The 24324-nt window shown below is 65.8% G+C and carries 12 protein-coding genes and 1 pseudogene; 7 read left to right on the forward strand and 6 right to left on the reverse strand.

Translation table 11 applies throughout. The features are described 5' to 3' along the window. Nucleotides 1-537 precede the first annotated feature (537 nt). The 3 genes and pseudogenes from CHF15_RS27240 to CHF15_RS45920 all read left to right on the forward strand — a co-directional run. A complete protein-coding gene (locus CHF15_RS27240) occupies nt 538-1005 on the forward strand; it encodes a DnaB-like helicase N-terminal domain-containing protein (protein ID WP_179279981.1) in 468 nt (155 codons plus the stop codon). A gap of 54 nt (nt 1006-1059) precedes the next feature. Next, nucleotides 1060-2520 (forward strand): UvrD-helicase domain-containing protein, encoded by a 1461-nt coding sequence (locus CHF15_RS27245; protein WP_089226565.1) that lies wholly within the window; start codon nt 1060-1062, stop codon nt 2518-2520. A 190-nt stretch (nt 2521-2710) separates the two neighbouring features. Continuing rightward, nucleotides 2711-3157: pseudogene (locus CHF15_RS45920) on the forward strand (IS982 family transposase); the annotation flags it as partial. An 86-nt stretch (nt 3158-3243) separates the two neighbouring features. On the opposite strand, the gene CHF15_RS27250 reads toward CHF15_RS45920, so the two are convergent. Then, nucleotides 3244-3780, reverse strand: a complete 537-nt coding sequence (locus CHF15_RS27250) for a hypothetical protein (RefSeq protein WP_245939066.1) — start codon at nt 3778-3780, stop codon at nt 3244-3246. A 573-nt stretch (nt 3781-4353) separates the two neighbouring features. Further along, on the reverse strand, nt 4354-6339 hold the full coding sequence (locus CHF15_RS27255; protein WP_089226519.1) for an N-6 DNA methylase: 1986 nt from the start codon (nt 6337-6339) through the stop codon (nt 4354-4356). Between the two features lie 143 nt (nt 6340-6482). On the opposite strand from CHF15_RS27255, the gene CHF15_RS27260 reads away from it, so the two are divergent. The 4 genes from CHF15_RS27260 to CHF15_RS27275 all read left to right on the forward strand — a co-directional run bounded on the left by CHF15_RS27260 (nt 6483) and on the right by CHF15_RS27275 (nt 16489). Beyond that, nucleotides 6483-7418, forward strand: a complete 936-nt coding sequence (locus CHF15_RS27260) for a serine/threonine-protein kinase (RefSeq protein WP_089226520.1) — start codon at nt 6483-6485, stop codon at nt 7416-7418. A gap of 98 nt (nt 7419-7516) precedes the next feature. Continuing rightward, complete coding sequence (locus CHF15_RS27265) at nt 7517-8779, forward strand: serine/threonine-protein kinase (RefSeq protein ID WP_089226521.1); 1263 nt, start codon at nt 7517-7519, stop codon at nt 8777-8779. A 139-nt stretch (nt 8780-8918) separates the two neighbouring features. Then, a complete protein-coding gene (drmD, locus tag CHF15_RS27270) occupies nt 8919-12158 on the forward strand; it encodes a DISARM system SNF2-like helicase DrmD (RefSeq protein WP_089226522.1) in 3240 nt (1079 codons plus the stop codon). Continuing rightward, on the forward strand, nt 12155-16489 hold the full coding sequence (locus CHF15_RS27275) for an Eco57I restriction-modification methylase domain-containing protein (RefSeq protein ID WP_089226523.1): 4335 nt from the start codon (nt 12155-12157) through the stop codon (nt 16487-16489). The genes drmD and CHF15_RS27275 overlap by 4 nt, the downstream gene beginning before the upstream one ends. Nucleotides 16490-16596: 107 nt before the next feature. Here the strand turns inward: CHF15_RS27275 and CHF15_RS27280 are convergent, their stop codons facing one another. The 4 genes from CHF15_RS27280 to CHF15_RS27290 form a co-directional block, all read right to left on the reverse strand. Then, entirely contained in the window at nt 16597-16989 is a 393-nt protein-coding gene (locus CHF15_RS27280; RefSeq protein WP_179279982.1) for a transposase, read from the reverse strand. 507 nt (nt 16990-17496) lie between these two features. Next, nucleotides 17497-18492, reverse strand: coding sequence for a ComEC/Rec2 family competence protein (locus CHF15_RS46735; RefSeq protein WP_107418574.1), 996 nt, complete (start codon nt 18490-18492; stop codon nt 17497-17499). After that, nucleotides 18489-21017 carry an HsdM family class I SAM-dependent methyltransferase gene (locus CHF15_RS27285; RefSeq protein WP_179279983.1) on the reverse strand — a complete coding sequence of 843 codons (2529 nt, stop codon included), beginning with the start codon at nt 21015-21017 and terminating at the stop codon, nt 18489-18491. Before CHF15_RS27285 ends, CHF15_RS46735 begins: the two co-directional genes overlap by 4 nt. Before the next feature lie 536 nt (nt 21018-21553). Next, complete coding sequence (locus CHF15_RS27290) at nt 21554-24100, reverse strand: GmrSD restriction endonuclease domain-containing protein (RefSeq protein WP_089226525.1); 2547 nt, start codon at nt 24098-24100, stop codon at nt 21554-21556. Nucleotides 24101-24324 lie beyond the last annotated feature (224 nt).

The raw sequence follows: 24324 nt of genomic DNA on the forward strand, positions 1-24324 counted from the left end.
CGTGCGCGTCCTCGGCACGCGCTATGTGGCCCCCGGTCCTGTCGAGGACGTCCAGTGTGTGGCCCAGACCCGCACCCGCCGTCGCTGCTGCCTGCCCGTCCTGGACCCCGCGGCCCTGCCTGGTACGTGGCGGCTCGAGATCGTCGATCCGCTCCTTCGCCCCGGCGACGGGCACCTGCCGGCCGACCCGGAGGTGATGGCCCTGTACGACCTCACTGGCTTGCCGTACGCCGAGCAGCTGCGCTGGCGCGCCCAGCGTTGTACCGCTCATGCCACTGTTCGCGGTGCTGCGGACAGCGCTCTGGTTGCCTGGGAGCCCTTTGACTCGGTCCGCCACCGCTTGTGTATCTGCGACCGGCTTCCCGACCCGTCGCCTGCCTCGGGCGGTGGTCTGGGGTTAGCCCGCTGCCCTCCAGGGGCCGTTCCGCTCGGCTGCTCCGCCCGCGTCGGCCTCGCGGCCACCACGGCCACTTTCCTGCCGCATCACTTGCTGCGCCGGATTCGCTGCTCTTGTCCTGGCCGTTTCGGAGGCCTCTGGTGTCCAAGACCTTGGTCGGTACTCCCGACCCGGACCAGCCGCCGCCCTGTCCTGCCCTGTGTGATGAGCATGCCGAGCGCGTGGTCCTGGCGTCGTTGCTCCGCTACCCGCAGCTGGTCCCCTACTTGGTGGCGGTACCGCATGCGACGTACTTCAGCGGCCCGGCCTGCCGGGAGGTCTTCCTTGCTGCGGTCGCAGTTCATCACCACAAGGGGGCCTGCACTGCGGCGGCCGTCTCGGCCGAGCTCGCCCGGCGGCAGCGAACGAGCAGGGCCTCCTTCCTCGAGCAGGCTAAGCACCTGGTCACCGAGTTTGACCGTGTCGCGGTACCGGCGGAGCCGGTCGTAGTGCACTACGCGGCGATCGTCCGGGACCTGGCCGCGCTGCGCCGCCATCCGACCGCTCACCCTGAGGGCCTGCCGCCGGTGCCGATGCGCGGCTTCCTCATGGACGACGACACCACCTGACCACCCCTGCGCGCCACGTACCGCGCACTCACAGAACGACGATGCTCAACGATGCTGCAGCCCACCGACGAACAGATCGCGGCCGCCGACGCTTTCGCCACCGGGGACCACCTGGTGATCCAGGCCGGAGCCGGCACCGGAAAGACCACCACCCTCACCCAGCTCGCTGCCGGCACCTCCCGACGCGGCCTGTACGTCGCGTTCAACCGGGCCATCGCCCAGGACGCCGTCGGCCGCTTCCCCGGCACGGTGCTGTGCAAGACCGCCCACTCCCTGGCCTACGCCGCCATCGGCCACCGCTACCAGGCCCGCCTGAACGGACCCCGCCTTCCCGGCCGCCACACCGCCGACGCGCTTGGCATCACCAAGCCCATGCGCATCGGCGACCGAACCGTGTATCCGCCCACGCTGACCTCCACAGCGCAGCGCACCGTGACCCGCTTCTGCCATTCCGCCGACCCGGTCATCGACCGCCACCACGTGCCCCCGCTGCGCGGCCTGGACACCGAGGACCTGCACGCCGAGCTCGCCTGCCGCATCCTGCCTTACGCCCGCGCCGCCTGGGCCGACCTGCAGCACCCCGACACCGGCGCGGTCCGCTTCGAACACGACCACTACCTGAAGCTCTGGGCCTTGTCCGACCCGAAACTGCGCACCGACTTCGTGCTCCTGGACGAGGCCCAGGACACCAACCCCGTCCTCGAGCAGGTCCTGATGGCCCAGCGCGGCCACGCCCAGCTGGTCATGGTCGGCGACTCCGCGCAGGCCATCTATGGCTGGCGCGGCGCCAAGGACGTCATGACCGGCTTCGACGGCACCGCCCTGTCCCTGACCCGGTCCTTCCGGTTCGGCCCCCTGCTGGCTTTGGAGGCCAACCGGTGGCTGACGATCGCCAATGCTCCGATCCGCCTGGAAGGCAGCCGGTCGATCGCCACCGATGTCGGTAAGGTGACGCAGCCGGACGCGGTGCTGTGCCGCAGCAACATCGGCGCCATGGCACAGATTTTCCGCTTCCTCGCTCTCGGCCGCAGGGTCGCGCTGGCCGGGGGAGGAGCGGCCCTTCGTGCTCTGGCGCTGGCCGCCCGGGACCTGCAGGACGGACGCCGGACCTCCCACCCCGAGTTGGTGCTGTTCAGCTCCTGGGGTCAGTTGCAGGACTACGCCGAACACGATCCCGCCGGCAGTGACCTGCAGCCCCTGGTCGACCTCGTCGACTTTCACGGCACGGACGCCGTCCTAGCCGCGGTCAACCGCCTCGACCAGGAAGAGAACGCGCAGGTGACGGTGTCCACCGCGCACAAAGCCAAGGGCCGCGAATGGCCCCAGGTCGAGATCGCAGACGACTTCCACCCACCCAGGGACAGCGACGAACAAGACGAGCACGGGAACCCGCTGCCCGGGCCGATCGACGACGCCGACGCCCGCCTCGCCTACGTTGCCGTCACCCGCGCCCGCACCCGCCTCGACCTCGGCGGGCTGACCTGGATCAACGACCACCCCGACGGAAACCCGTAGTGCAGTGCGACGGGTGGTGAAGAGCGGTCCGCCACGGGGATGGCAAATGCGAGGGGGCTGCCTTTCAGCATTGCGGCTCGCATTGCGCCGGCAGCCCCCGGGACGTCCGGCGCCGTCGCGTGGTGCGGTGGGCTAGACGAGTCTGTCCGAATGGCTGCGGGCATGAAGGGAGGGTGTTCAAGATCCGTTTGTGACGACAGAACTGAACACCCTCGTGACCACACTGTACGTGAAGATCGACGATGAGTGGGCCGGGATCGCGCGTCTGCCGGGACGTCCGCCGAAGCTCAGTCACTCGGAGTCGTTGTGTCTGGCGGTCAGGCAGGCACTGCTGGGCTTTCACAGCGAGGCCCGCTGGCTGCGGCACCTGCGCGCGCACCACCGACACCTGTTTCCGTACATCCCGCAGGACTCCGGCTATAACAAGCGGCTGCGGGCAGCGCTGCCGCAGGTCAAGCGGGTGATCCGGACGCTGGCGAGGGATACGGACTTCTGGCACGACACCGTGCGGGTCGCCGACTCCACTCCGGTGCCGTGCGGGATGTCCCGTCCCACGGTCAGCCGGTCGAAGCTGGCGGGCTGGGCGAACTACGGCTACTGCGCGTCGCATTCACGGTTCTTCTGGGGGCTGCGGCTGAACGATGGCAAGGCTTCACCACGGTGTCCGACACCATCCCCGGCGCCCGTTGGGCCGTCGACAACTGACGGGCTGGGGACTGTTGTTCACGGGGCGCTGTTCGTGTCCGTTTCCGGAATCTTTCGGGCGTTGTTCCTGAGGTTGGCGAAAGGCAGAACTCCTCCGTGGAGTTCTTTGAATTCATCGATCAGGTCCTGCTCGGCCTCACCGGCGTCGTCCTCGGTCGTCGGCCGCCAGGCGACGAGCAGTGCGTCCGAGTCGACCAGCTGCCAGATGTAGCGGCCGCCCCAATGGCCGGCCAGCAGACCGGTGCCATGGCGGCGGTAATCGGCAAGCCGCTGATTCAGTCCGTCCTGGCCCGCGGCCTTGCCGATGTACACGACCGTTGCCCCATCCACCCAGGCATCGCCGAGCTTGTCGGCCGTCACGGACGGGTCGCGGCCTTTGAGGTGCCCGGCAGGGCTGGTGGGGAGGAAGGACGGGGGCGCGGTGTCGGTGCGGAGCACCACGTAGATTCCGTGCCCGGTAGGGACGTTGCTGTCGGGCAGTTCACGGAACGGCACGAAGCCGCGGAAGCCGCGCTCGGTCAGGGTCTTCTGCGTCAACTCTGGTGTCCGGCTCATGCCCGGCATCGTGCCAGGCGCATCTGACAGTCCTCGGTCGGAGAGTGTGGAGATCACAGTCACAGAGGAGGTAGCCCTCCGCATCGGCACCGCCGCTCGTGGGTGGAGATGGACATGTGGCCCTGGCCGACGTCATTGCCGGACCGCGGCATCATCTCGGTCAGGCCCGTCCTCGTCCGGGGAACCGGTCACGGCACAACACCTCGTCGAAGGCTGGGCACCACTGCCCGGGCACGGCGGCGGCTTCCTCGACGGCCTCGCGCCGTTTGCGGACCGGCCCAAACTGCGCGTCGGCCACGACGGCCTGGTGGGCAGGGCTCATAGACGAATTGCGAGACCTTTTGGCCGTGGGTAGCCGCGCTGGTCCCTACCTCGCGTGTCTGGGGAGGAGTTGCCCATGAACTGGCAGTTGCGAGTGAGGGGCCTTGGATCAAGCCCAGGACACCCTATGTACATGTCGGGCCGTAGTATCCGTCTCCCGGGCGATTCGTGGCGATGGACTGGATACTCGTCCGTCGCGCTGGATGGTGGGCAGCCCTCTGGTCCGGACAGCGGACGACTCCCGTAATGCCTTCAGGCGATCAGCCCACCCGCTGCGAGTCGATCGCTCACATCGTTCACCAATCCCTTGCCCAGGGCATCAGTCTTCGTGAGGAGCGCCTCGAATGCCATGAGGCGCCGGAAGGTATCGGCATAGGCCGTCTGTTCCTCCAGGGGAAGTTGGAGCACCTGGAGGCGCCTGATGTCGACCCGGGAGGAACTCGAGGCGTGCGTGCCTGCCTGGCGTCCGTTGGCCGGAGCACGCAGACAGCCGGCGAGGAAGTGGGCGTCCAGTTTCTCCGGGTCCACTCGCAGGGTGTAGAGCTGGGCGCCCAGGGCCACCGGCGGCCCCTCGTGCACCCAGGCTTTGAAGGCCCGAACCACTCCTGCGACCACGACGTCACCCTCCTCGGCGACGGCTTGTGCCGAGTTTGCGGGGAGCACTCCGCTGGGACGGCCGTCCATCAACAGATCGGCGACCGTGAGAAGGGGGATGGTGGGATCGCGACGAGACTCCATGGTTTCCAGGGAGTGTTGTCCGGCACGCAGAGTGAGGGCGCCAGCCTTGACCAGGTCCCCCACAGCGGCCGTGGTTTGCAGTACCTCGGTCTCGAAATCAAGTTTGGACAGATGTTGCGCGTGGCCGGCCAGGTCGGCCAATGATTCCGCCAACTCTTGCCACGACGCTGCGAGTTCAACGCCGGAAGGTTCAGTGCTCGATGCGGTGTAGCGACCCGGAGTGACGTCTACCTCGTCGTCGAGAAGATCCAGAAGCGGGATGCGAACGGCGCTTTCCGGTGGATCGTCGTCCGGGCGGTCGAGGGTTTCGAGGGCGGAGAGGACGAAGCAGTCGAGAGCGTCCCAGTTCGGTCCCGGTTCGCGTGAGCCCGGTCTTGCGAAGCGTGTGGCATCTACCAGTAGGACGTCCTGGTAGGTCGGGCCGGGGGCAGAGCTGTCCGGGGCGGCTCTGAGAACCCACAACTGAAGTGACACGCTGTGCGGTTGTGCGCTGCCGGGCGGCAAAGCGACGACCGCTCGAAGTGCGCCCGTACGCAGCAGGGAACCTCGGATGCGGCGGCCCGCCTTGCGGGACGCAACAGCGGGTGGAAGGACGATGACGGCCACTCCGCCGGGTTTGAGGTGGGAGAGCAGGTGCTGCACCCAGGCCAGTTCCGGCTCGGTCCTAGGCGGTAGACCGTGAGCCCAGCGCTGGTCGGTGGCGAGTTCTTCGTAGCCCCAGTCGCGTTCGTTGAACGGTGGGTTGCAGAGCGCGATGTCGGCACGAGCCCCGGCGAAGGGGTCTTCGCGCAGTGCGTCGGCTGTAGCGATCTCGGAACGGACCTGTCGGTCCTCCGTGATGAATCCGAGTCGTGCGGAAGCCAGAGCGGCGAGTGCCGGATCCTGCTCACACGCCAGTACCGCCAGGTCTGAGCCGTCGTATTCTTGCGCAGCCGCGGCAGGTAGATGTCCGGTTCCGCAGGCCGGATCGAAGACGGTCAATCCCCCTTCAGCTTCGCCGAGACGGGAGGCGAGGGCGATCCGGGCCATCAGCGCGGCAAGTCTTGGAGGCGTGGTACTGAGCTGCCGCACGTGTGTTTCGAGCCATCGCTGCAGGAGGAATTCAAAGGTTTCGCGTGGTCCCTCGCTGCGGCCCAGTCGCGCCGCTTCATCCGCCAGGTCCCTTGCTTCCGCGGAGAGCTCGAACGCTGCGGCCCGAGCGTGAGGAGAACGCATTCGCCGGGCCGCCTCGGCAACGGCCAAGCCTGACTCGTCCCTGCTGCCGAGGGCCTCGAACCGGGGCCAGAGGAACTCGCGACCACCGTTGTCCTTGAGCTTGCCGTTGTCGCGTAGCCACAGCTCGACCTCCCCCAGTGAGAACTGGGGGCTGACGTCGGTGCCACCAATACGAGTGGGGAACGAGTCGTGACGGCGGCGCCAGTTGCTCACTGCCGCGCGCCCCACGCCGGCGATCCGGGCGATCTCGGCCAAGCTGACGGGTACGGCGCTGGGTGCACTCATCGAAAGGTCTCCGAGGGGCTTGGCCGGCTGAGCTGGTCGGCGTCCCAGCGGCCGTGTTGCATGGAAGGGTACTACGCTTATTGACTCTGTTCACAGCGAAAAACTGTGAGTCGGCTGTGTGGGAAGTGTAGAGGGTGGGAGAAATGCAGAGATTCAAGCCGGGAATGGTGCTTCGCGACCGCTACCAGCTGAAGTCCGTCCTCGGCCGAGGAGTGATGGGGCAGGTGTGGCAGGGCCGTGACCTGTATCTGGACCGGCCGGTGGCGGTGAAGACCATTGCCGCGGAACTGCTGGCCGTCCCCCGGAGCCGCGATGAGGCACTGGCTCGTTTCAAAAGAGAGGCACAGGCCGCGGCGCGCCTCGGCCATCCCAACATCACCACGGTTTTCGATGCCTCGATCACGGACGACACCTGTTGTCTGGTGATGGAGCTGATCGAGGGCACCACTCTGGAGCACCTTTTCGATCAACATGAGGACGGACGATTCGACGTGCCCTCGGCCGCCGCGGTCGCCGCCCAGCTGTGCTCCGGACTGTCCGCTGCCCACGCCGCCGGCTTGGTGCACCGTGACCTCAAGACGCAGAACGTCATGGTCCGACGGGACGGAGTCGTGAAGATCCTGGACTTCGGACTGGTGAAACTGCTCGCCGATACCGATCCACGCCTGACCATGACAGGCGAAGGCATCGGCAACATCCTCTGCGCGTCGCCAGAACTGCTGTCCGGCGGGAACGAGCTCGACGGCCGCAGCGATCTCTACGCGGTGGGCTGCCTGCTGCACCACATGCTCACAGGTGAGACGCCTTTCGCCAGCGACCAGCCGGCGCTCCTGGCCTCCCACCATCTGAGTTCGCCCCCGCCCGCCATCTCCGACTCTGACATCCCCGACGACCTTCGGGAGCTGGTGACGGCTCTGCTCGCGAAGCATCCGGACGACCGTCCCTCTTCGGCAGTCGAGGTCTACGCGACTCTCGCTCGCTACCTGCCGGACCCGAACCCGGTGCTGGCCACCCGTCGCGCGCGGCCCGAGGATCCCCGCCGCCCATTTCTGGTTCCGCAAGGGCCGTGGCCGGTGTGAACGGTGAGAGGATGGGTTCAGCCGACCGGGTGCGCCGCGCCGCCCCGGTCGCAGGGGTGTGACAGGCGCCACCGGCGCCGGGACTGGGGACGGGCGCAATGCGGCGAAGCCTTCGGCAGTACGAGCTGACGCGCGAGCTGGGCCGGGGCGGCATGGGAGTCGTCTGGGCGGCGTACGACCGCGACCGTGGCCGTGAAGTCGCTGTCAAGCTTCTCGCTCCCCGCGGCCTTGGCGCTGAACTCAGCACGCTGGAGCGCCGGTTCCTGCGTGAGGCGCACCTCACCAGTCGGCTGGAACACCCGGGCATCCCCGCCGTCCACGATCATGGCAGCCACGAGGGCGAGCTTTACCTGGTCATGGATCTTGTCCGGGGTCGTGGCCTCGATGCCGCGCTCGAGAGCGATGGCCCGCTGCCCGTCGAACGAGCCGCGGACGTTGCCCGGCGGGCTGCCGAGGTGCTCGCCTACGCCCACGGGCAGAATGTCGTACACCGCGACCTGAAGCCGTCGAACCTGATGATCACCCCGAACGGCGAGATCAAGGTCCTCGACTTCGGCGTTGCCGCGGCCCTGGAGCCCCAGCCCGGCGAGACCCGCTTCACCGCTGCCAACGCCACCCCCGGCACGGTCGTCTATATGGCGCCCGAGCAGGCAGTGGGAAAGGCCGTCGCCGCCAGCGACCTCTACTCGCTGGGGTGCGTCCTGTATGAGCTTCTCACCGGCGTTCCGCCTTTCAGCGGTGGCAGCCCCTTCATGCTGTACCACCAGCACGCGCACGAACCCGTGCCTCCACTGGCCGACCGCCGCTCCGGTGTTCCGATCGGGCTGAGGGCATTGGTGGCGGGGCTTCTGGAGAAGAAGCCCGAGGACCGGCCCGCCTCCGCGGCGGAGGTGGCCGCCCTGCTCGCCCCCTGGATCCCGCAGCAGGGTCCGGGACCCGCGGCGGCGCCCGCGCATCCACGTCTGACCGAGATCGCCGCCGTTCGCCGGTCAGGACGCCCCGCCCGAGCCCTGGAGGAATATCGCGACCTCATGGACGTTCCCGGCCTCGGGCACGCCGACCTTCTCGCCGCCAGAGCCGGATCCGCCCTCTGCGCCGGCGCGCTCGGCCGCACGCGCGAGGCTTTGGACGAGCTGAAGTCGGTCCTCGCCGAACAGCGCAGCTTTCTCGGATCGGGTGACACGGCGGTGCTGGACACGCGGTATGAGATCGGTGTGCTCCTGGTGCGCACGGGAGAGCGGCTCGCTGCCGAGGAACTGCTGCGGCGCCTGGCAGACGAGGAGGAGAGGGTCCTGCCGGTGGCCGATGCCCGGCGCGGACGCAGTCGAGCCCTACTGGACCGGCTGCGGCGGATGGCCTGAGTCCTTCTCCGCACCGACCATGGTTTTGTAATCTCTGTTCACAGCAAATTGTTCGTGTTACGCTGCGATCGCTCCGTTTCGGTGGGGAGACAGGACACTGTCTACGGACGGCAGCAGAGACACCGAGGGGACAGCGCCCATGACGCCAGCAGCTCAGCGCGAGACCGAGCGCACCGAGGCGGGACAGCTCCCCGAGGAGGGCAACCTCGTCGAGGTGCGCGGCCAGTCCTGGGTGGTCTCCCGCGTCGAGCCGTCACCCGCCGCCGACGGAGACGACGAGCGCAGGCCCGCCACCCTCGTCCACCTCCAGTCCGTCGCCGACGGACGCTTCGGCGACACCCTCTCCGTCATCTGGGAGGTCGAGCCCGGCCGCCGTGTGCTGCCCGCCGGTTCCCTCCCCGACGCCTCCACCGGCTCCTACGACTCCCCGGGCCGCCTCGCCGCCTTCCTCGACGCCGTCCGCTGGTCCGCCGTCGCCTCCGCCGACGCCAAGACGCTCCAGGCCCCGTTCCGCTCCGGCGTCGCCGTCGAGCCGTACCAGCTGGAACCGGTCTCCCGAGCCGTCGGCGCGCCGCGCGTCAACCTGCTCCTGGCCGACGACGTCGGCCTCGGCAAGACCATCGAGGCCGGCCTCGTCGTCCAGGAACTGCTGCTGCGCGGCCGAGCCCGCCGCACCATGGTCGTCTGCCCCGCTGGCCTGACCCTGAAGTGGCGCGACGAGATGGCCGAGAAGTTCGGCCTGGAGTTCACCATCGTCGACTCCGAGCACTGCGCCCGGCTGCGCCGCACCCACGGCACCGCCGCCAACCCCTTCCGCGTCCACCCGCTCACCATCGTCTCGCTGCCCTGGCTGCGCGGACAGAAGGCACAGCGCCTCCTCGACGAGGTCATCGGCGCGCCCGAGGAGAGCTCCGACGGGGAGCACAAGCGCTTCTTCGACCTGCTGGTCCTCGACGAGGCCCACCACGTCGCGCCCGCCGCGCCCAAGCAGGTGTACGCCGTCGACTCCCAGCAGACCAAGCTGATCCGGCGCCTCGTCCCGCACTTCGAGCACCGGCTCTTCCTCTCCGCCACCCCGCACAACGGCTATCCCGAGTCCTACACCGCGCTCCTGGAGCTCATCGACGACCAGCGCTTCGCCCGCGGCGTGGACCCGGACAAGGAAGCCCTCAAGGACACCGTCGTACGGCGCCTGAAGTCGACCGTCACCAACGCCGACGGCACGCCCCGCTTCCGCACCCGCAAGACCCTTGAGCTCTCCGTCGACTACACGCCGCAGGAGCGCGAGATCCACCAGCTGCTCGGATCGTTCGCCGAGCTGCGCCGTAAGAAGCTGACACCCACGGCTCGCGGCGGGCGCCGCGCCGCCGACCTGGTCACGCTGCTGCTGAAGAAGCGCCTCTTCTCCTCCCCGGCGGCCTTCCTCCACACCGTCCAGGTGTACCTCTCCCACCTGGACGACACCGGCCCCGCGCGCGGCCGTGCGGCCGCGGCCGAGGTGCCCGAGTGGCTGGAGGAGTTCGCCGACCTCGTCGCGGACCTGGACGACACCGGCCTCGTCGACGCCGAGGACGACGCCCTGACCCGCTCCACCTCCCTCACCCCGGCCGAGGACGGTCAGGAACTCGACCTGCTGCAGGAGATGGAGCGCTGGGCCCTCACCCACGAGGCCGCGCCGGACTCCAAGGCCGATGCCCTGATCCGCACCCTCAAGGCGCTCTGCCGTCCCGACGGCAGGAACTGGACCAATGAGCGGGTCGTCATCTTCACCGAGTACCGCGACACCCAGGAGTGGCTGCACGACCTGCTCCAGCAGGAGGAACTCACCGACGGCGGCCGCGTCGAACGCCTCCACGGCGGACTGTCCGCCGAGGAACGCGAGCGCATCCGCCTCGGCTTCCAGGCCGAGCCGTCCCGCGTCGAGGGCAAGGTCCGCATCCTCCTCGCCACCGACGCCGCCGGCGAGGGCATCGACCTCCAGAACCACTGCCACCGCCTGATCAACTACGACATCCCGTTCAACCCCAACAAGCTCGAACAGCGCATCGGCCGCATCGACCGCTGGGGCCAGAAGAACGACCCGGAGATCACCCACTTCATCGGCTCCGGCTGGCAGCAGGCCCAAGCCGGCTCCTACGAGGCCGACCTGGAGTTCCTCTCCCGCGTCGCCAAGAAGGTCGCCCGCATGGAGCACGACCTCGGCTCCGTCAACGCCGTCCTCGCAGACGCCGTCCAGCGCCGCATGACCGGCGACACGGCGCCCGTCGACATCGAGAACGCCAAGCCCAGGCCCATCAAGGGCCGTCGCACGGGCGGCGACGTGGCACCCGAGCAGAACGTCACCGCACAGACCAAGAGGCTCGCCGACCAGTACGAGGAGACCGTCGACTCCCTCGGCCTCACCCCGGCCAGCGTCAAGCGCGTCGTCGATACCGCCCTCGCGCTCGACCACCAGCCCGCGCTCCTCCCCTCCCTCCTCCGCGCGGAGGACTTCGAGCCGGGCGACCTCTTCGACGTGCAACCCCTGTCCGGCAGCTGGGAGCGAGCGACCCGGGGCCTGGCCCACAAGCTCCGCGAGGGCGAGCAGCGGCCGCTCACCTTCTCCCCGGCGGTCGCCGCGCAAGGCCGCGACGACGTGGTCCTCGCCCACCTCAAGCACCCGCTCGTCGCCCTCTCCACGCGCCTGCTCACTGCCGCCGTGTGGAACGCCGACTCGGTCGGCCTCAACCGCGTCACCGCCGTCGTCTCCGACGACCCGGCCGTCACCACGACCCTGGTCTCCGCCTATGCGCGCTACGTCCTCGTCGGCACCGACGGCACCCGCCTCCACGAGGAAGTCCTGCACGCGGGCGGCTGGTTCGGCGACACCGGCCGCTTCCGCCGCTGGGAGTCGGTCGGTGAACAGGGCAGGGTCCTGTCCCGCGCCCTCACCGAGGGAAGCGAGGCCGCCCCGCACCTGCGCAAGGAGCTGACCGACGCCTGGCCGAAGCTCCGTGACCCGCTGTACCGGTCACTGAGGACGCGGGCCGACGAGCTCGGCCGCCAGCTGGAGAGCCGGCTCGCCGACCGCCGGGCCGAGGAGGAGCGCCGCATCACCGCCACCCTCGACCGCTTCGAGGCCACCCTGCGCGCCAAGCTCAAGGAGGAGGGGGACGGCGAGGGCGAACAGCTCGCCCTGCTGTCGACCCACGAGCTGACCGGCCACGAGCGCCGGCAGTTCGAGGACGACCGCCGCCGCTGGCAGGAACGCCTCGAAGGCCTTCCTGGCGAACGCGAGCGCGAACTCGCCGCCATCGCCGCCCGCTACCGCGAGCCCCGCTCCCACGTCTTCCCCGCCGCAGTCGTCTTCGTCATTCCCGCAAAGGACGCCCGCCGATGAGCCCCCGCCGCCCGATGAGCCCCGGACTCGCCGCCGCCAAGGCCCAGGCCGCCGACGGCCGCAGGCAGCACCAGGAGTGGCTCGACCTCAGCGAGGTCTCCGGCCCCTTCCTGACCATGCCTGTCCTGCTGCGGGCCTGGCCCCAGCTCGACCCCCTGGAGAAGGACGAGCGGGCCCGGCTGCGCGCCCGCCACGCCGACTGGCAGACCGACACCACCGCGGGCCGCGACGAGTGGGTGGCCTACATCCTGCGCCGTCTCCTCGGCTGGGACGATGCCCTGACCTTCCGGCAGGGCGAAACCGAGCACCATGGCCTGGACCGCCTCACCCTGCGTGTGGCGGAGCACAACACCGAAGTCCGCCCCGACTTCGCCCTGGTGGAGCCCGGCTACGATCTCGCGGCCGAACCCGACACCGCGTCCGCCGCCAAGCGCGTACGCCTCCTCGGCATCACCGTCCCCGCCGGCACCGCGCCCACCGCCCGCGCCGGCGGGGGCGGCGACTGGGCCGCCGCCCCCGCCGACCGTCTCGCGCGGCTCCTGCGGCACCACGGCGTCCCCCTCGGCCTCGTCACCGACGGCCGCTGGTGGTGCCTGGTGTGGGCACCCCTCGGCGGCGTCACCACCACTGCCGTCTTCGACTCCATCGGCTGGAACGAGGCCGCCGAGCGCAACGTCGTCCGCGCCTTCGCCTCCCTGCTCAGCCGCCGCCGCTTCTTCGAGTACGAGGAGGCCGAGACCCTCGTCGGCCTCCTCAAGGCCAGCCTCGCGGCCGGCGAGGACGTCACCGAGGCCCTGGGCATCCAGGTCCGGCAGGCCGTGGAACTCCTCGTCGACGCCATAGGGCGCGCCGACGTCCGCGCCGTCGAGCACGGCGCACCCGGCCTGCACGCCTCGGGCGTGGCCGCGGGCGAGGTCTACCGCGGCGCGGTCGCGGTGATGATGCGCGTCGTCTTCCTCCTCTTCGCCGAGGAACGCGGCCTGCTCCCCGCCGACAACGAGGTCTACGCGCGCTCCTACTCCGCCCGCTTCCTGCGCGACGAGCTCAAGGCCCGCGCGGACGAGGAGGGCGAGACCTCGCTCGAGCACACCACCTCGGCCTGGCACCGGCTGATCGCGCTCTTCCACGCCGTGCACGGGGGAGTGGACCACCCGGGCTCCGGCTTCCACCTGCCCGCGTACGACGGCTCGATCTTCGACCCCGACACGTACCCCTGGATGGAGCGCACCACCCCGCTCCTGCCGATCGACGACCGCACGGTGCTCCACATGCTCCAGGCGGTGCAGGAGGTCCGCGTCGGCAAGGGCAAGGACCGCGAGGTCCGCACCCTCAGCTTCCGCGCCCTGGACGTCGAGCAGATCGGCTACGTCTACGAGGGCCTGCTCTCGTTCGACGGGCGCCGGGCGACCGAGCACATGGTGGGGCTGATCGGCCCGGAAGGGCTGGAGCACGAGGTGCCGCTGCGGGAACTGGAGTCCCTGGCGGCGAAGGCGGGATCGGTCAAGACGCTGGCGAAGGCCGTCTTCGACAAGTGGAAGGACCCCAAGCCCCCGGCGACGGCGGGCCAGTTGGAGAAGCGCCTCGCCCCGCTCGGGGCGGAGGACGCGGCGGAGGCACGGCGCCGGCTGAACGCGGTGACCAAGGACCCGGCACTGACGGAGAGGCTGCTGTCGTTCGTCGGCATCCTGCGTGACGACCTGCGGGGCCTGCCGACGGTCATCCCGAACGGCGCCCTCTACATCACCGAGTCCTCGCTGAGGAAGAACACGGGCACCCACTACACGCCCCGTTTCCTGGCGGAGGAGGTCGTGCTGCACGCGCTGGAGCCCCTGGTGTACGAACCGGGCCCGCTCCAGACGGCGGACACGGGGGAGTGGCGTCTGAAGTCGGCTGAGCAGATTCTCGACTTGAAGGTCGCGGACATCGCGATGGGCTCGGCGGCATTCCTGGTGGCGGCCTGCCGCTACCTGGCGGACCGACTGATCGAGGCCTGGGAGTCCGAGGGCCGCGTGGACGCGATGACGTACCGGGCGGGGCGGGCGGTGGACGCCGTGACGGCGGCCGACGCCGAACAGGACTCCGTGGTCGTGGAGGCCCGACGCCAGATCATCGAGCACTGCCTGTACGGGGTGGACATCAACCCCATGGCGGTGGAGATGGCCAAGCTGTCGCTGTGGCTGGTCTCCATGGACCCGGGCCGGCCGTTCACGTTCCTGGACGACCGGCTGGTGGCGGGTGACTCGCTGCTGGGCGTGCACAGCCTGGAGCAGATCCAGGCCGTACACATGAAGCCGGGTCAGCAGGCCGACATCCTGGCGGAGCAGGCCCGGCAGTTGGTGGACGAGCTGACGCGGGAACGACTGGCGATCACCGCGATCAAGGGCGTCGACCTGCCCGCGCTCCAACAGAAGCGGCAGCGTCTGGCTGAAGTCAACCGCCACTCCCGGCGCCTACGGCTGGTCGGCGACCTGATCGCGGGCGCGGCACTGGCGACGTGCGCCTCGGGGCGGGTGGAGTGGTACGCGCAGAACGGTGGCGATCGCGTCAGGGACCTGTTCCCGCAGGCGGCCTGGATCGTGCGGCAGATCATCGGCGAGGGGGTTGAGGATGACGCGCATGTGGTGCGCGAGGCTAAGGCGACAGCGGAAGAGTGGTTGGCGGCGGAGTCGCCGCAGGGGTCCCTTGAGCGGCGGCCGGTGCACTGGCCACTGGTGTTTCCGGAGGTCTTCAATAGACGGGCGGGATTTGACGCGATCGTAGGTAACCCGCCGTTCTTGGGCGGGCAGAAACTCACTGGTGCAATGGGGGAGGCATATCGAGAGTACATGGTTGAATACCTTGCGAACCGAAGGCGGGGTAGTGCAGATTTGGTCGCGTACTTTGAGCTACGCACTCATCGATTGCTTGCTTCCCGGGGGCAAACGGGACTTATTGCGACGAACACCCTGGCTCAGGGGGATACACGCACGGTTGGCCTGGATCAGTTGGCTGAAGAGGGGATTCTGATCCGGAGAGCGATTAAGAGCGCGCCCTGGCCTTCACGGTCTGCCGTGCTTGAATACTGTGCAGTATGGACTAGTAAGGCGCCCATCATGGGCGCCGCGGAACGATTCGTGGGTGATTTGCCTGCCCCGCAGGGAATCTCAACCGCACTGAATCCGGCAAGTCGCGTAGCATCGTGGATCGAGTCGCTTCGCGAGAATGGGGGAGTTTCATTCCAGGGGTCTATCGTGCTCGGCCTAGGATTTACACTCCCTGAAGCCGATGCGAAAAAATGGATCGCCGAAGATGAGAATTATGCCGAGGTTTTGTTTCCGTATCTAAATGGGCAGGACGTCAATAATCATCCGCAGCATCTGAGTTCTCGTTGGGTTATTAATTTCCGCGATTGGTCGGAGAGTCGAGCGCGGGAGTTCCCAAGGGCATTTTCTAAGATCGAGGCAGACGTTAAGCCTGAGCGACAGCGGCGCAAGCCCGATGGTTCCTACGTACTGCGCAAACCCCTTCCTGAGCGCTATTGGCACTATGCAGAAAAGCGACCTGCTTTGATGGCAGCGCTTGCTCCCCTGGAGCGTTGCATGGTGATTACCCGCCATACACACACAGTCATTCCTGCAATGGTGCCAACTGGATCGGTGTTCAGTGAGGCAACTGTCGTGTTTGCCTCCAGCGACCATGCACTATTGGCCGTTCTTAGTAGCTCCCCTCACTACTGGTGGGCGATTAATTGCGCGTCTACGATGAAGGGGGATCTACGTTACACGTCAACGGACGTGTTCGAAACGCTCGTTCGCCCGACTAAGACTGACAGGCTTCGTGCCGCTGGTGCCCTTTTGGATTCCTACCGACGTAATCTTATGGCGGCTCGCCAGATAGGGCTTACTGCCACCTATAATCTAGTCCACGACCCTGACTGCCAGGACGAGGAAATCGTCGAACTCCGCCGCATCCACGAGGAGATCGACAAAGCCACGGTCGAGGCGTATGGCTGGAACGATCTGCTGGACGACTCTGGGCGGACATTGCCCGCAGATCCGACCCACGAGACTTTCCCGCTCGACCATGGCTTCCAAGATACCGATCAGGGGAAACGCTACACTGTTGGTCTACTCGCTCGGACCGAGATTATCGACCGTCTGCGACAGTTGAACCACCAGGTCTTCGCCGACGAGGTTCACCTTGGGTTGCATCCGATGCAAGAGAAGAAGGCGAAAGAAAATCATCGCGATATGCCCTTGCCTTCTCCGGAAGCCGTGATGAGGCGCAGGGAGCAGCTTGCCAGGCGAGGTAATACGGATTTCGGTGAGGGCACCGAAGGAGCTCTCTTCTAATACTCCAGCAGGATTTTTCTGTCCGACCTGCGGGTTTCGCTGGGCGGCTGGAGTTTAGCGGGCCACGGCAAGGTCAGTGACTGCAAAAAGAACGGCACCTCTCTGTGTCAAGCGGGGGCGATCAGAGAGGGATCCCGGTCGCGGAGCATCGTGCGGTAGACGACATCGGCCAGCCGGCGCTTGAGGCAGCGGAGGGCTTCTTTGTGGCCTTTTCCTTCTGCGCGTTTCCGCTGGTAGTAGGCCTGTCCCGGGGTGGGGTGGCGGATCTGGGTGATGGCCATGACGTGCAAGGCGGAGTTCAGTTGCCGGTCCCCTGCTCGCGAGAGCCGGTGTCGTTTCACGTCCCCGGAGGACACCTCCAGGGGTGCGACGCCGCAGTAGGAGGCGAATGCGGCCTCCGAGCGGAAGCGGCCGACGCCCGCGGTGCGGGTGAGGATCTTCGCGGCCAGCAGGTCCCCGATGCCGTGGAGTTCGGTGAGGGTGGTGCTGGACTCGGCCACTGCTGTAGTGATCTGCTCGGTGACGGTGGTGATCCGGCGGTCCAGGCGGCGGATCTCGGTGACGAGGTCCGTGGCCAGGGCGCGCAGGGTGCGGGCCAGGGACGCCTTGGGCCGGATGGCCCCGCAGGGCTGCGGCAGCAGTATCGGCGGTCAGCTTGCGCGGCAGGCCGGCGGGCACGAGCTTGGTCATCAACGCGTGGAGGCGGTTGACGGTCTGGGTGCGGGTCCGGACCAGGTCGTCGCGGTGCTCGGTCCTCGGCCTGTGGGTGGGCGACGGCGGCGAAGGCGCCAAGTACTGGCTCCAGGTCCCAAGGTCCGGTTGGAGTATCAACCAGTCCTACGCGAAATCCGGACCCTGGTCGAGCGAGTCGTCGTCATGGCGAACCTCCCCAAACTCAGGTCCCCAACCACCCGCATCACGACCCTCATCCAGGCCATCCTCTGTCTACATCTGGCCTGCTCAGAGCGGTGATGGAGAAAGCTCAATGTTGCCAGCGCAGGGACATCCTAAACCTCTTTGCAGAGGGGGCTGGGCCACTGATTAATTCGCATCTGCTGGTCCGCTGGGTGTGTTGATATTACAACCGTTGACGGCATTACAAGGGCTTGAACAGATCCAGCACATTGAGTTGATCTCAAGCCAGCAAGAGCACTCTGAGCGGTTCCAGAGTTTCGACTTTCGCGGGTTACGTAGCCAAAGCAGCCTGGCGTAACTTGCGTGCACATCACTTTTGAATGAACGGCAGCTGAAGCCACGATCGTCGCCGATGGATGTCCGTATCTGTTGGATGCCCCTGTCGATATAATTAGGTGCTCAGGGGCCACAGTCTCCAATACATCTTTGCGTATTTCCCCATCGCGGTCTCCGTGAAGATCAGCACCATGGTGCGGCCAGCGGAGAATGTCCGCATCTATCCGTACTCCATCGTGAATCAGGCGTTCCCATGTGGACCCCACAGCATCCCCGCCTATCAGGATTCGCGTGGCCCCAATTTGGACAAGAACAATCGCGCTAGCTAAATTCCTCTTCTTTCGTGCGTAAGCTTCGGTCAGCTCCCTTTGATCAGGAGCTAGCATGCACCAACTGATTGCACCCAGCATCCCGCGTGCACCTTCTATAGCCCCGTCCAATCGGGTTTGAGACCGGTCAAAATCAAGGAACTGCAGGAGTGTGGTTCGTATTTTGAACCCCGACTTTTTATCGTCAGAGAATAGGGTGTCATGATTGTAGATTATTCGGCTTGGCGTGCTTGCCGAGGCGACGCGCGCTATGCCTCCATAATGATCCACATCCCAGTGAGTCGCAATTACAGTATGAATACTTATCCCTCTGCTGCGGGTAAATTCCACTATCTGTTCAGCTCTACCCGCTGGGCAGTCAATCAAGAGTGCACTGTTAGTGATGGGATCGATTATGATCGTGCAGTCACCTTGGCCGACATCCAAGAACCAAACTTCGGCAATCGGTGACTCTGCTGTCAGCGTGAGATCGACGGCGTTCATAGCGCCCCCGTCGCTTGCGGATCTCCGTACTCGCCGTCGGGGAGCCAATCGAACTTGTGTAGCTTCATGGGCGCCGAAGCTAGATCCTTGAGATCGCCAGAAACCTGAAAGTCAATGCCTGCCTGGCAGATCCACCCCGAAGCACGTATGGGCGGGTTAATTCGCATGCCTTCGTCACTTGTAACCCCGGAGACCCAGATGAGAAGGCCGTCCTCATTTGCCTCGATCACGTGTCCGAATGCGGGAACCTCTCTTCCGCTGTGATTATTTTCGATCTTTCCTGATTGGATAGGGTAACGAATCACGCCCTCCGGGCCAGGTAGCCCTCCAAGCGCTTTCCTAAGGAGATCAAGGATCTCTGCAGGCAAGTGGTAGACGGAAGCAACGACTTTTTCCAGATGGATAGTAGCTGTCGATACTTCGGATTCCTTGCCGCCCTCGACAGCCGCCCTTACGCCCTTGGCGGCCGCAGCCAACTTTCGAAGATGGAGCGGGTCTTTCGGCACTGGCAAGGATTGAATTACGCTCGGTGGGATATTCCGCCCAGGCGCACGCTCATCGACCCAGCATGAAGCGAGGCCCGATCCTAGGATTGCGAGCAACGCGAAGAGGCGATCCCCCATTGGGATGGTTCCCCAGCCATGCCAACTGCCATTGGGGAGCACCATGTGAAAACTCTCTCTTGGGACCACACCCTGCAAGTCGATACCAGTCTTAATCCGCCACGGGTTTGCCGTGTTCCAGCGCTTTGCCACAACTAGCAGCTTTGGGCTTCGCACGAATTCATCCGACTTCCCGGATTTACTGAAATCCTCCGGGTACTTTACTGGAATCAGTTTTTCGACAATCGGAGAACCGAATGGAATGAGATGCCTAAGTGAAGAAATCTCCCAATGTGTAGCCTCGGTATCTGTATCTCTCCGCTTCGGCCTACCCGGCTGATGCGGACGCCCGTTCCTGACGGTGGCTACATTTTCTAGAATATCGAAATCTGTGCTCTTTTCAAAGTAGCGAGTCAGGGGACCCTGTAGCAGGCCTTGGCCGTCTCTTCCAGGATTTGCCAAGTAAGCGTAGTCGGGTCTTCCGGTCTCGAAGAATTGCGACAAGGCGCCAGGCCGGCCAGAAATTCTCTTCACCAGGGTTGGCCTTCCGCTCCTATGCCCTCCGGGGTTTTTCTGTGCGATGACTACTGCTGGAGCTATTGCATCCGTGGTTGACTGGAAGGTTTCACCGGGGAGGCGCCATATTTCTAGCAGGCTAGCCTCATTTAGCAGACTTGAGCGAGCCTTCCTACTCGTCGCAGAGTTAATCCAGCTCAGGGGTAGAATGCATGCCAGGAATCCATTAGTCGTGAGACTCGCCAGCATCCAACTAATGAATTCGTTAGCGCGCTCTGTAGCTGGCTTGCCTTGGCGGGAGTGCTGCCAAGGGGGGTTGCAAACGATGACGGAGGGTCTATCGGATTCATCCAACTTTGCAGTGAGTGCATCCTTCGCCTCGACACGCCAGCTACTCCCTGGAGACAAGTCGGTCATGAGTAGTGACAATTTCGCCACTTCTGTGGCAAACACGTCCTTGTCGTAACCTCGCACATGTTTGGCAACGTATTGATGTTTCGCTAGCGCGTCAGCTGAGTGTGGGTGTAGCTTTCGAAGGCGATTGGACGCCGCAAGGAGCATTGTTCCGGAGCCGCAAGCCGGGTCCAGGATGAAGCGGTCCTGAGGGGCAATTGTTTCGATGGGCACCATTTCTAGGATTTGCTGTGCTATTGGTGGAGGGGTGTAATAGGTCCCCTGAACGCGGCGTTGCGAATGAGTGACCAGCGCCTGCTCGTATACATCGCTTACTGTTGAGGGCTCTAGCCCGGCAAAATTCACCCGAGAGTCAAATTCTCTTATAGCGGAGTCAAAGGCTGTGAGGTGGTTTGTGTCAACTCCATTTAGCCACTCAAAGTAACCCGGGTAACGCTGCTGTGCTACGTCGGTCAGGACTGAAGGGGTTGCGTAGCCGACTTTTCCCTTGTCTCTGAGCATCAGTGCGGACAAGGCTCCAATGACGATCCGCGCGACACTTCCTGTTGGGTCGCCACCGATTGAAGAGGCGGTCATTTCCATCACCGCCTCGACTTGTGCTGTGAGGTAGCTCCTAGACTTTTTTCTTGAAACCTCAACAAGCTTCAGGTCTACTGGGAAAAGGGGGTTCTGTGTAAGGTTGAGCTTCGCGCGATTCACTGAATCGGGTGTCAGTGACGAAAGTGTGCGAATGACTAGAGTGCTAGACTCAATGGGGACTGATTCGATTTCTCGAGTTGTATTCTCGTCTGCGCCTACGTTCCAAAGACTCAGTCGATCCGGGAGTGCAATCAACATGGCTGGTGTCGCAAGAGATGAGGCTGCTCGCAGCCATAGGCTGCGAATTTCATCTTCATGATCCGCGACGGAGGCCATGATGGCGCTAGTGGATAGGTCTTGCTGGTCGGCCTCAGTGAAAGCTACAAGGGGGGCTCGAACCTCGTCGCCCTCCATAGGCCAAATTGGAAAGTTATGTTGGATGAGGCGATCTTCGTAGCCGCATTGGGTAAGGATTCCAGCCAACACTGCGCGGCGTTGTTCATGCGTCGCAGTAACCATGTAGCTGGCCTCGTTCCTCGACTTCGAAGATCAAATGGTTCTACTAGTGCTATGTTGAGCCGTGGACATGACACGGCTCCGGGCTTACCACGTCAAGTCCCCAGCACCATGTTCCGTTGGGAGAACTCGATGGTGAGTTCCACGAACGCGGCCGGCTCGTCCCGGCCGACCCGCAGTGCTGGTGTGTCGTCCACGATTCTTCGAGTCCTCTATGGACACGGCGCCCGTTCTGGCAGCCGCCTCGACGCGATACCCGCCGCATGTCTGCTGTACCTGCTCTCGAATCACGGGAGCCTCGTGGCCTGGATGGCGTACCGATCGACGCTCATAGCTCCGGTCCCATGCGCTCTCTAAGCTCGCCGACTGTTCGTGTGCCTCCCGCCTGATCGATACCGCTGCGGCCTACGATCAAGACCTAATTATCGCGGTGTTCAGGCCCGCCGCGCCAGGTCCAGTGCTGCAGTGTGCACGAACCAGTCCAGTACCTCGCAGATCTCGTCGCCGTGCTCCGCGAAGGCCTGCACCGAGAAGGACGGACGCAGCTCCAGCTTCGCCTCGGGCAGCTCGATGCCCTCGATCTTGTTGAGGCGGCGTAGGAGCTCGCGGCGCTGTTCCGTGTCGTCGAAGGGACTGCGGTTCTTGAGGTACTGGAAGACGACCTCGACCGTTCCGCTCACGGGGTAGATCCCGACGGGCCACATCAGGTGGGGCCGCTCGCTCGTCCCGGCGTCGAGCATCGGGAAGCAGCTGGTCTCGTCGTAGCGGCCGTAATTGACGTAGCCGCCCTGGCGACGCCAGAAGTCGAGCGCCGCCAAGACGCCGTCGGACGCCTCCGCCCAGTGTTCCCGCAACTGCGTACGGAAGCGCTCGGCCGCCGCCCTGTCCTCCCCGTCGGGGAGCGGGTCATACGAGACCGGCTGCGTGACGTCCTTGCCCAGGAGCGTGGCCAGCTCGGCGGCGGTCAGGCGCTGTGAACGATGGGCTCGGCCAGAGGGGTCGAACTTCACTCCCTCACTCATCAGGATTTCTTGCGGGGGCAGCCTGTCGTTGCCCTCCGGCCAGCGGAACGAGGGGGAGATCCTGCCCTCCGCGGTGAGCACCCGATAAGCCCCGATCACCGCCGAGTTGGAGCCCAGGAACGAGCCCACGGGGACGGGGTGGCTCCCGATGAGCTCGGCGACGTCGCCGTACGTCGTCCACGTGCCGCTGGGCATCGCCACCAGGGCCGAACGCAGTTCGGCCCAGCCCGGCCACTCCTCTCCGGCCGGCTTGATCCCGCCGATCGGACCGGGCCACAGTTCCACCGCCCGCTCCGTCAGGCGGTCCGCGCGCTCCAGGATCTCCGCCTTGCCCCAGCGCTCCGCCGAGGCGATCTCCAGGTTCATGCGAAGTGCGCTTGACTCGAGGATCTGCTGCTTGCGCTCGAAGGGATGGTTGGAGAGCTTCGAGTTGTCACCGGTCAGCGTGAGGTTGCCGAGGGTGTGGACCAGCAGGTCGTGCAGCTCCTGGGGAGTCTGGTTCGGCTCGGTCTCCTTGGCGAGCAGCTCGAACCACGCCGGTGCGGGACGCTGCGGGAGGACGTGCTCGACGCTGATGGAGGCCTTGACGAAGTCGACGGGTTCGCTGGGCCGGTAGCTCTCCTCCAGGCGGCGCAGGATGTAGCTGCGCTGCGGAGGGCGACCACTCCAGTAGAAGGGCTTGCTGCGGATCGCCTCGCGCAGTTCCTCGTTGCCGGGCCACCGCCGGCGCCGACTGGACAGGAACCGCTGGACGGCCTCGGCCGCCGGGCGATCCGTTTCCAGTTCCTTCGGGGCTTCCATGAAGATCCGGTTGAGGCCGGTGGTCGGTGTCTGGCAGATGAGGCGCCGCACCAGATAGGACTCGACGTAGAGCAGTGCCTGTGCCGCATCGTCCGGAGTCGTATTGCCGGCGTCGACAAGATCCATCAGGTGGAGCGCGAGCGGATAGTGGGTCTGGCCTCCCCACATGGCGAGGCGCTCCAGCACCGCCCGGAGTGCCGGCGAGCTCTCTCGATGGGGCTCGACGATGCGCAGGAACCTCCGCCCGCGGTCGGCCAGCTGGGCGACCTCGTGCTGCAGCGCGTCCTCGTTGCCGGCGAGCGGTTGGAGCCGTTTCTGCTGCTCGCGGTAGATCTCGCTCTGCTTGGTCTTGTAGTGGCCGCGCACGATCAGGTCGAGCCACACGAGGAGCTCGAGGTTCTTCGGGCCGAGGCTCTGCTGCATGGGCAGCCACAGCTCCTGGTAGACCCGCTCACCTCGTTTGGGGAGGAGCATGAAGACGTAGTTGCGCAGCAAGTCGCTCTGGCTGAGCCCGACACCTGTGTTGTTGATCGACTCGAAGATGCGGTAGACGTTGTCGCCGGGCTCGGCGGTGATCTCCACGATCGACAGCAGGTCCTTGAGGACGGTCTCGACCGTTCCGATCCACCGCTCGTCGCCGGCCTCCCGGCCCTCGGCGAACGCACCGCGGAAGAACCGGTAGGCGGCGCCGATGTTGTCGCTCCCGCCGGCCTCGGCCCGGGACTGGATACAGGCGGTGTACGCCTCCCGGTCCGCTTGCGTGGGAAGCAGCCGGTAGTGGTCGAGGCCTTCGTGGAACTCGTTGACGAGTATCTGCCGGTGGACGCGGTCCACTCCGCGCAGGTCACCGCTCTCCTTGAGGTGGTCGCGCAGAGCGGTGAAGGCGAGCATCAAGGTGGTCAGCCGCTGCTGACCGTCGACGACCAGCCACCGCTGTACGCCGCCTGCCTGGATCTGGCCGGGGGCCAGGACCACCGAGCCGAGGAAGTGCGGCGTCGTGGAGTCCCCGGAGAGGTGCTGGTCGACGAGTTCACCGACGTCCTCCCAGAGGCGTTGGAGCTGCTCCGTGCCCCAGCTGTACGTGCGCTGATAGAGCGGCACTTGGAACTGCTTGTCCCCTTGGACGAGCTTGAGGAAGGTGATTTCCTGCGCGCGCATGCGCTTCCTTTCCCTGCCGGGTGCGCGGGTCTTGCCGGTCCATCCAGCGGCCCCGCCCTGGGATGGCACAACGGTCACTCGAATCTAACGTGAACACTGTCAACGTATGGCGTTTTTGCGCGACTCCTGTGACCTTTCGCGGCAAGTGGAAGAAGAAACCACCAGGTTGAGTGGCTGTCGGGTGCTCCGGCAGCGGCATGCGGCACGGATACCGGAGGCTTGCC

It is taken from the genome of Actinacidiphila glaucinigra, from assembly GCF_900188405.1.
GTDB classification, from domain to species: Bacteria; Actinomycetota; Actinomycetes; order Streptomycetales; family Streptomycetaceae; genus Actinacidiphila; species Actinacidiphila glaucinigra.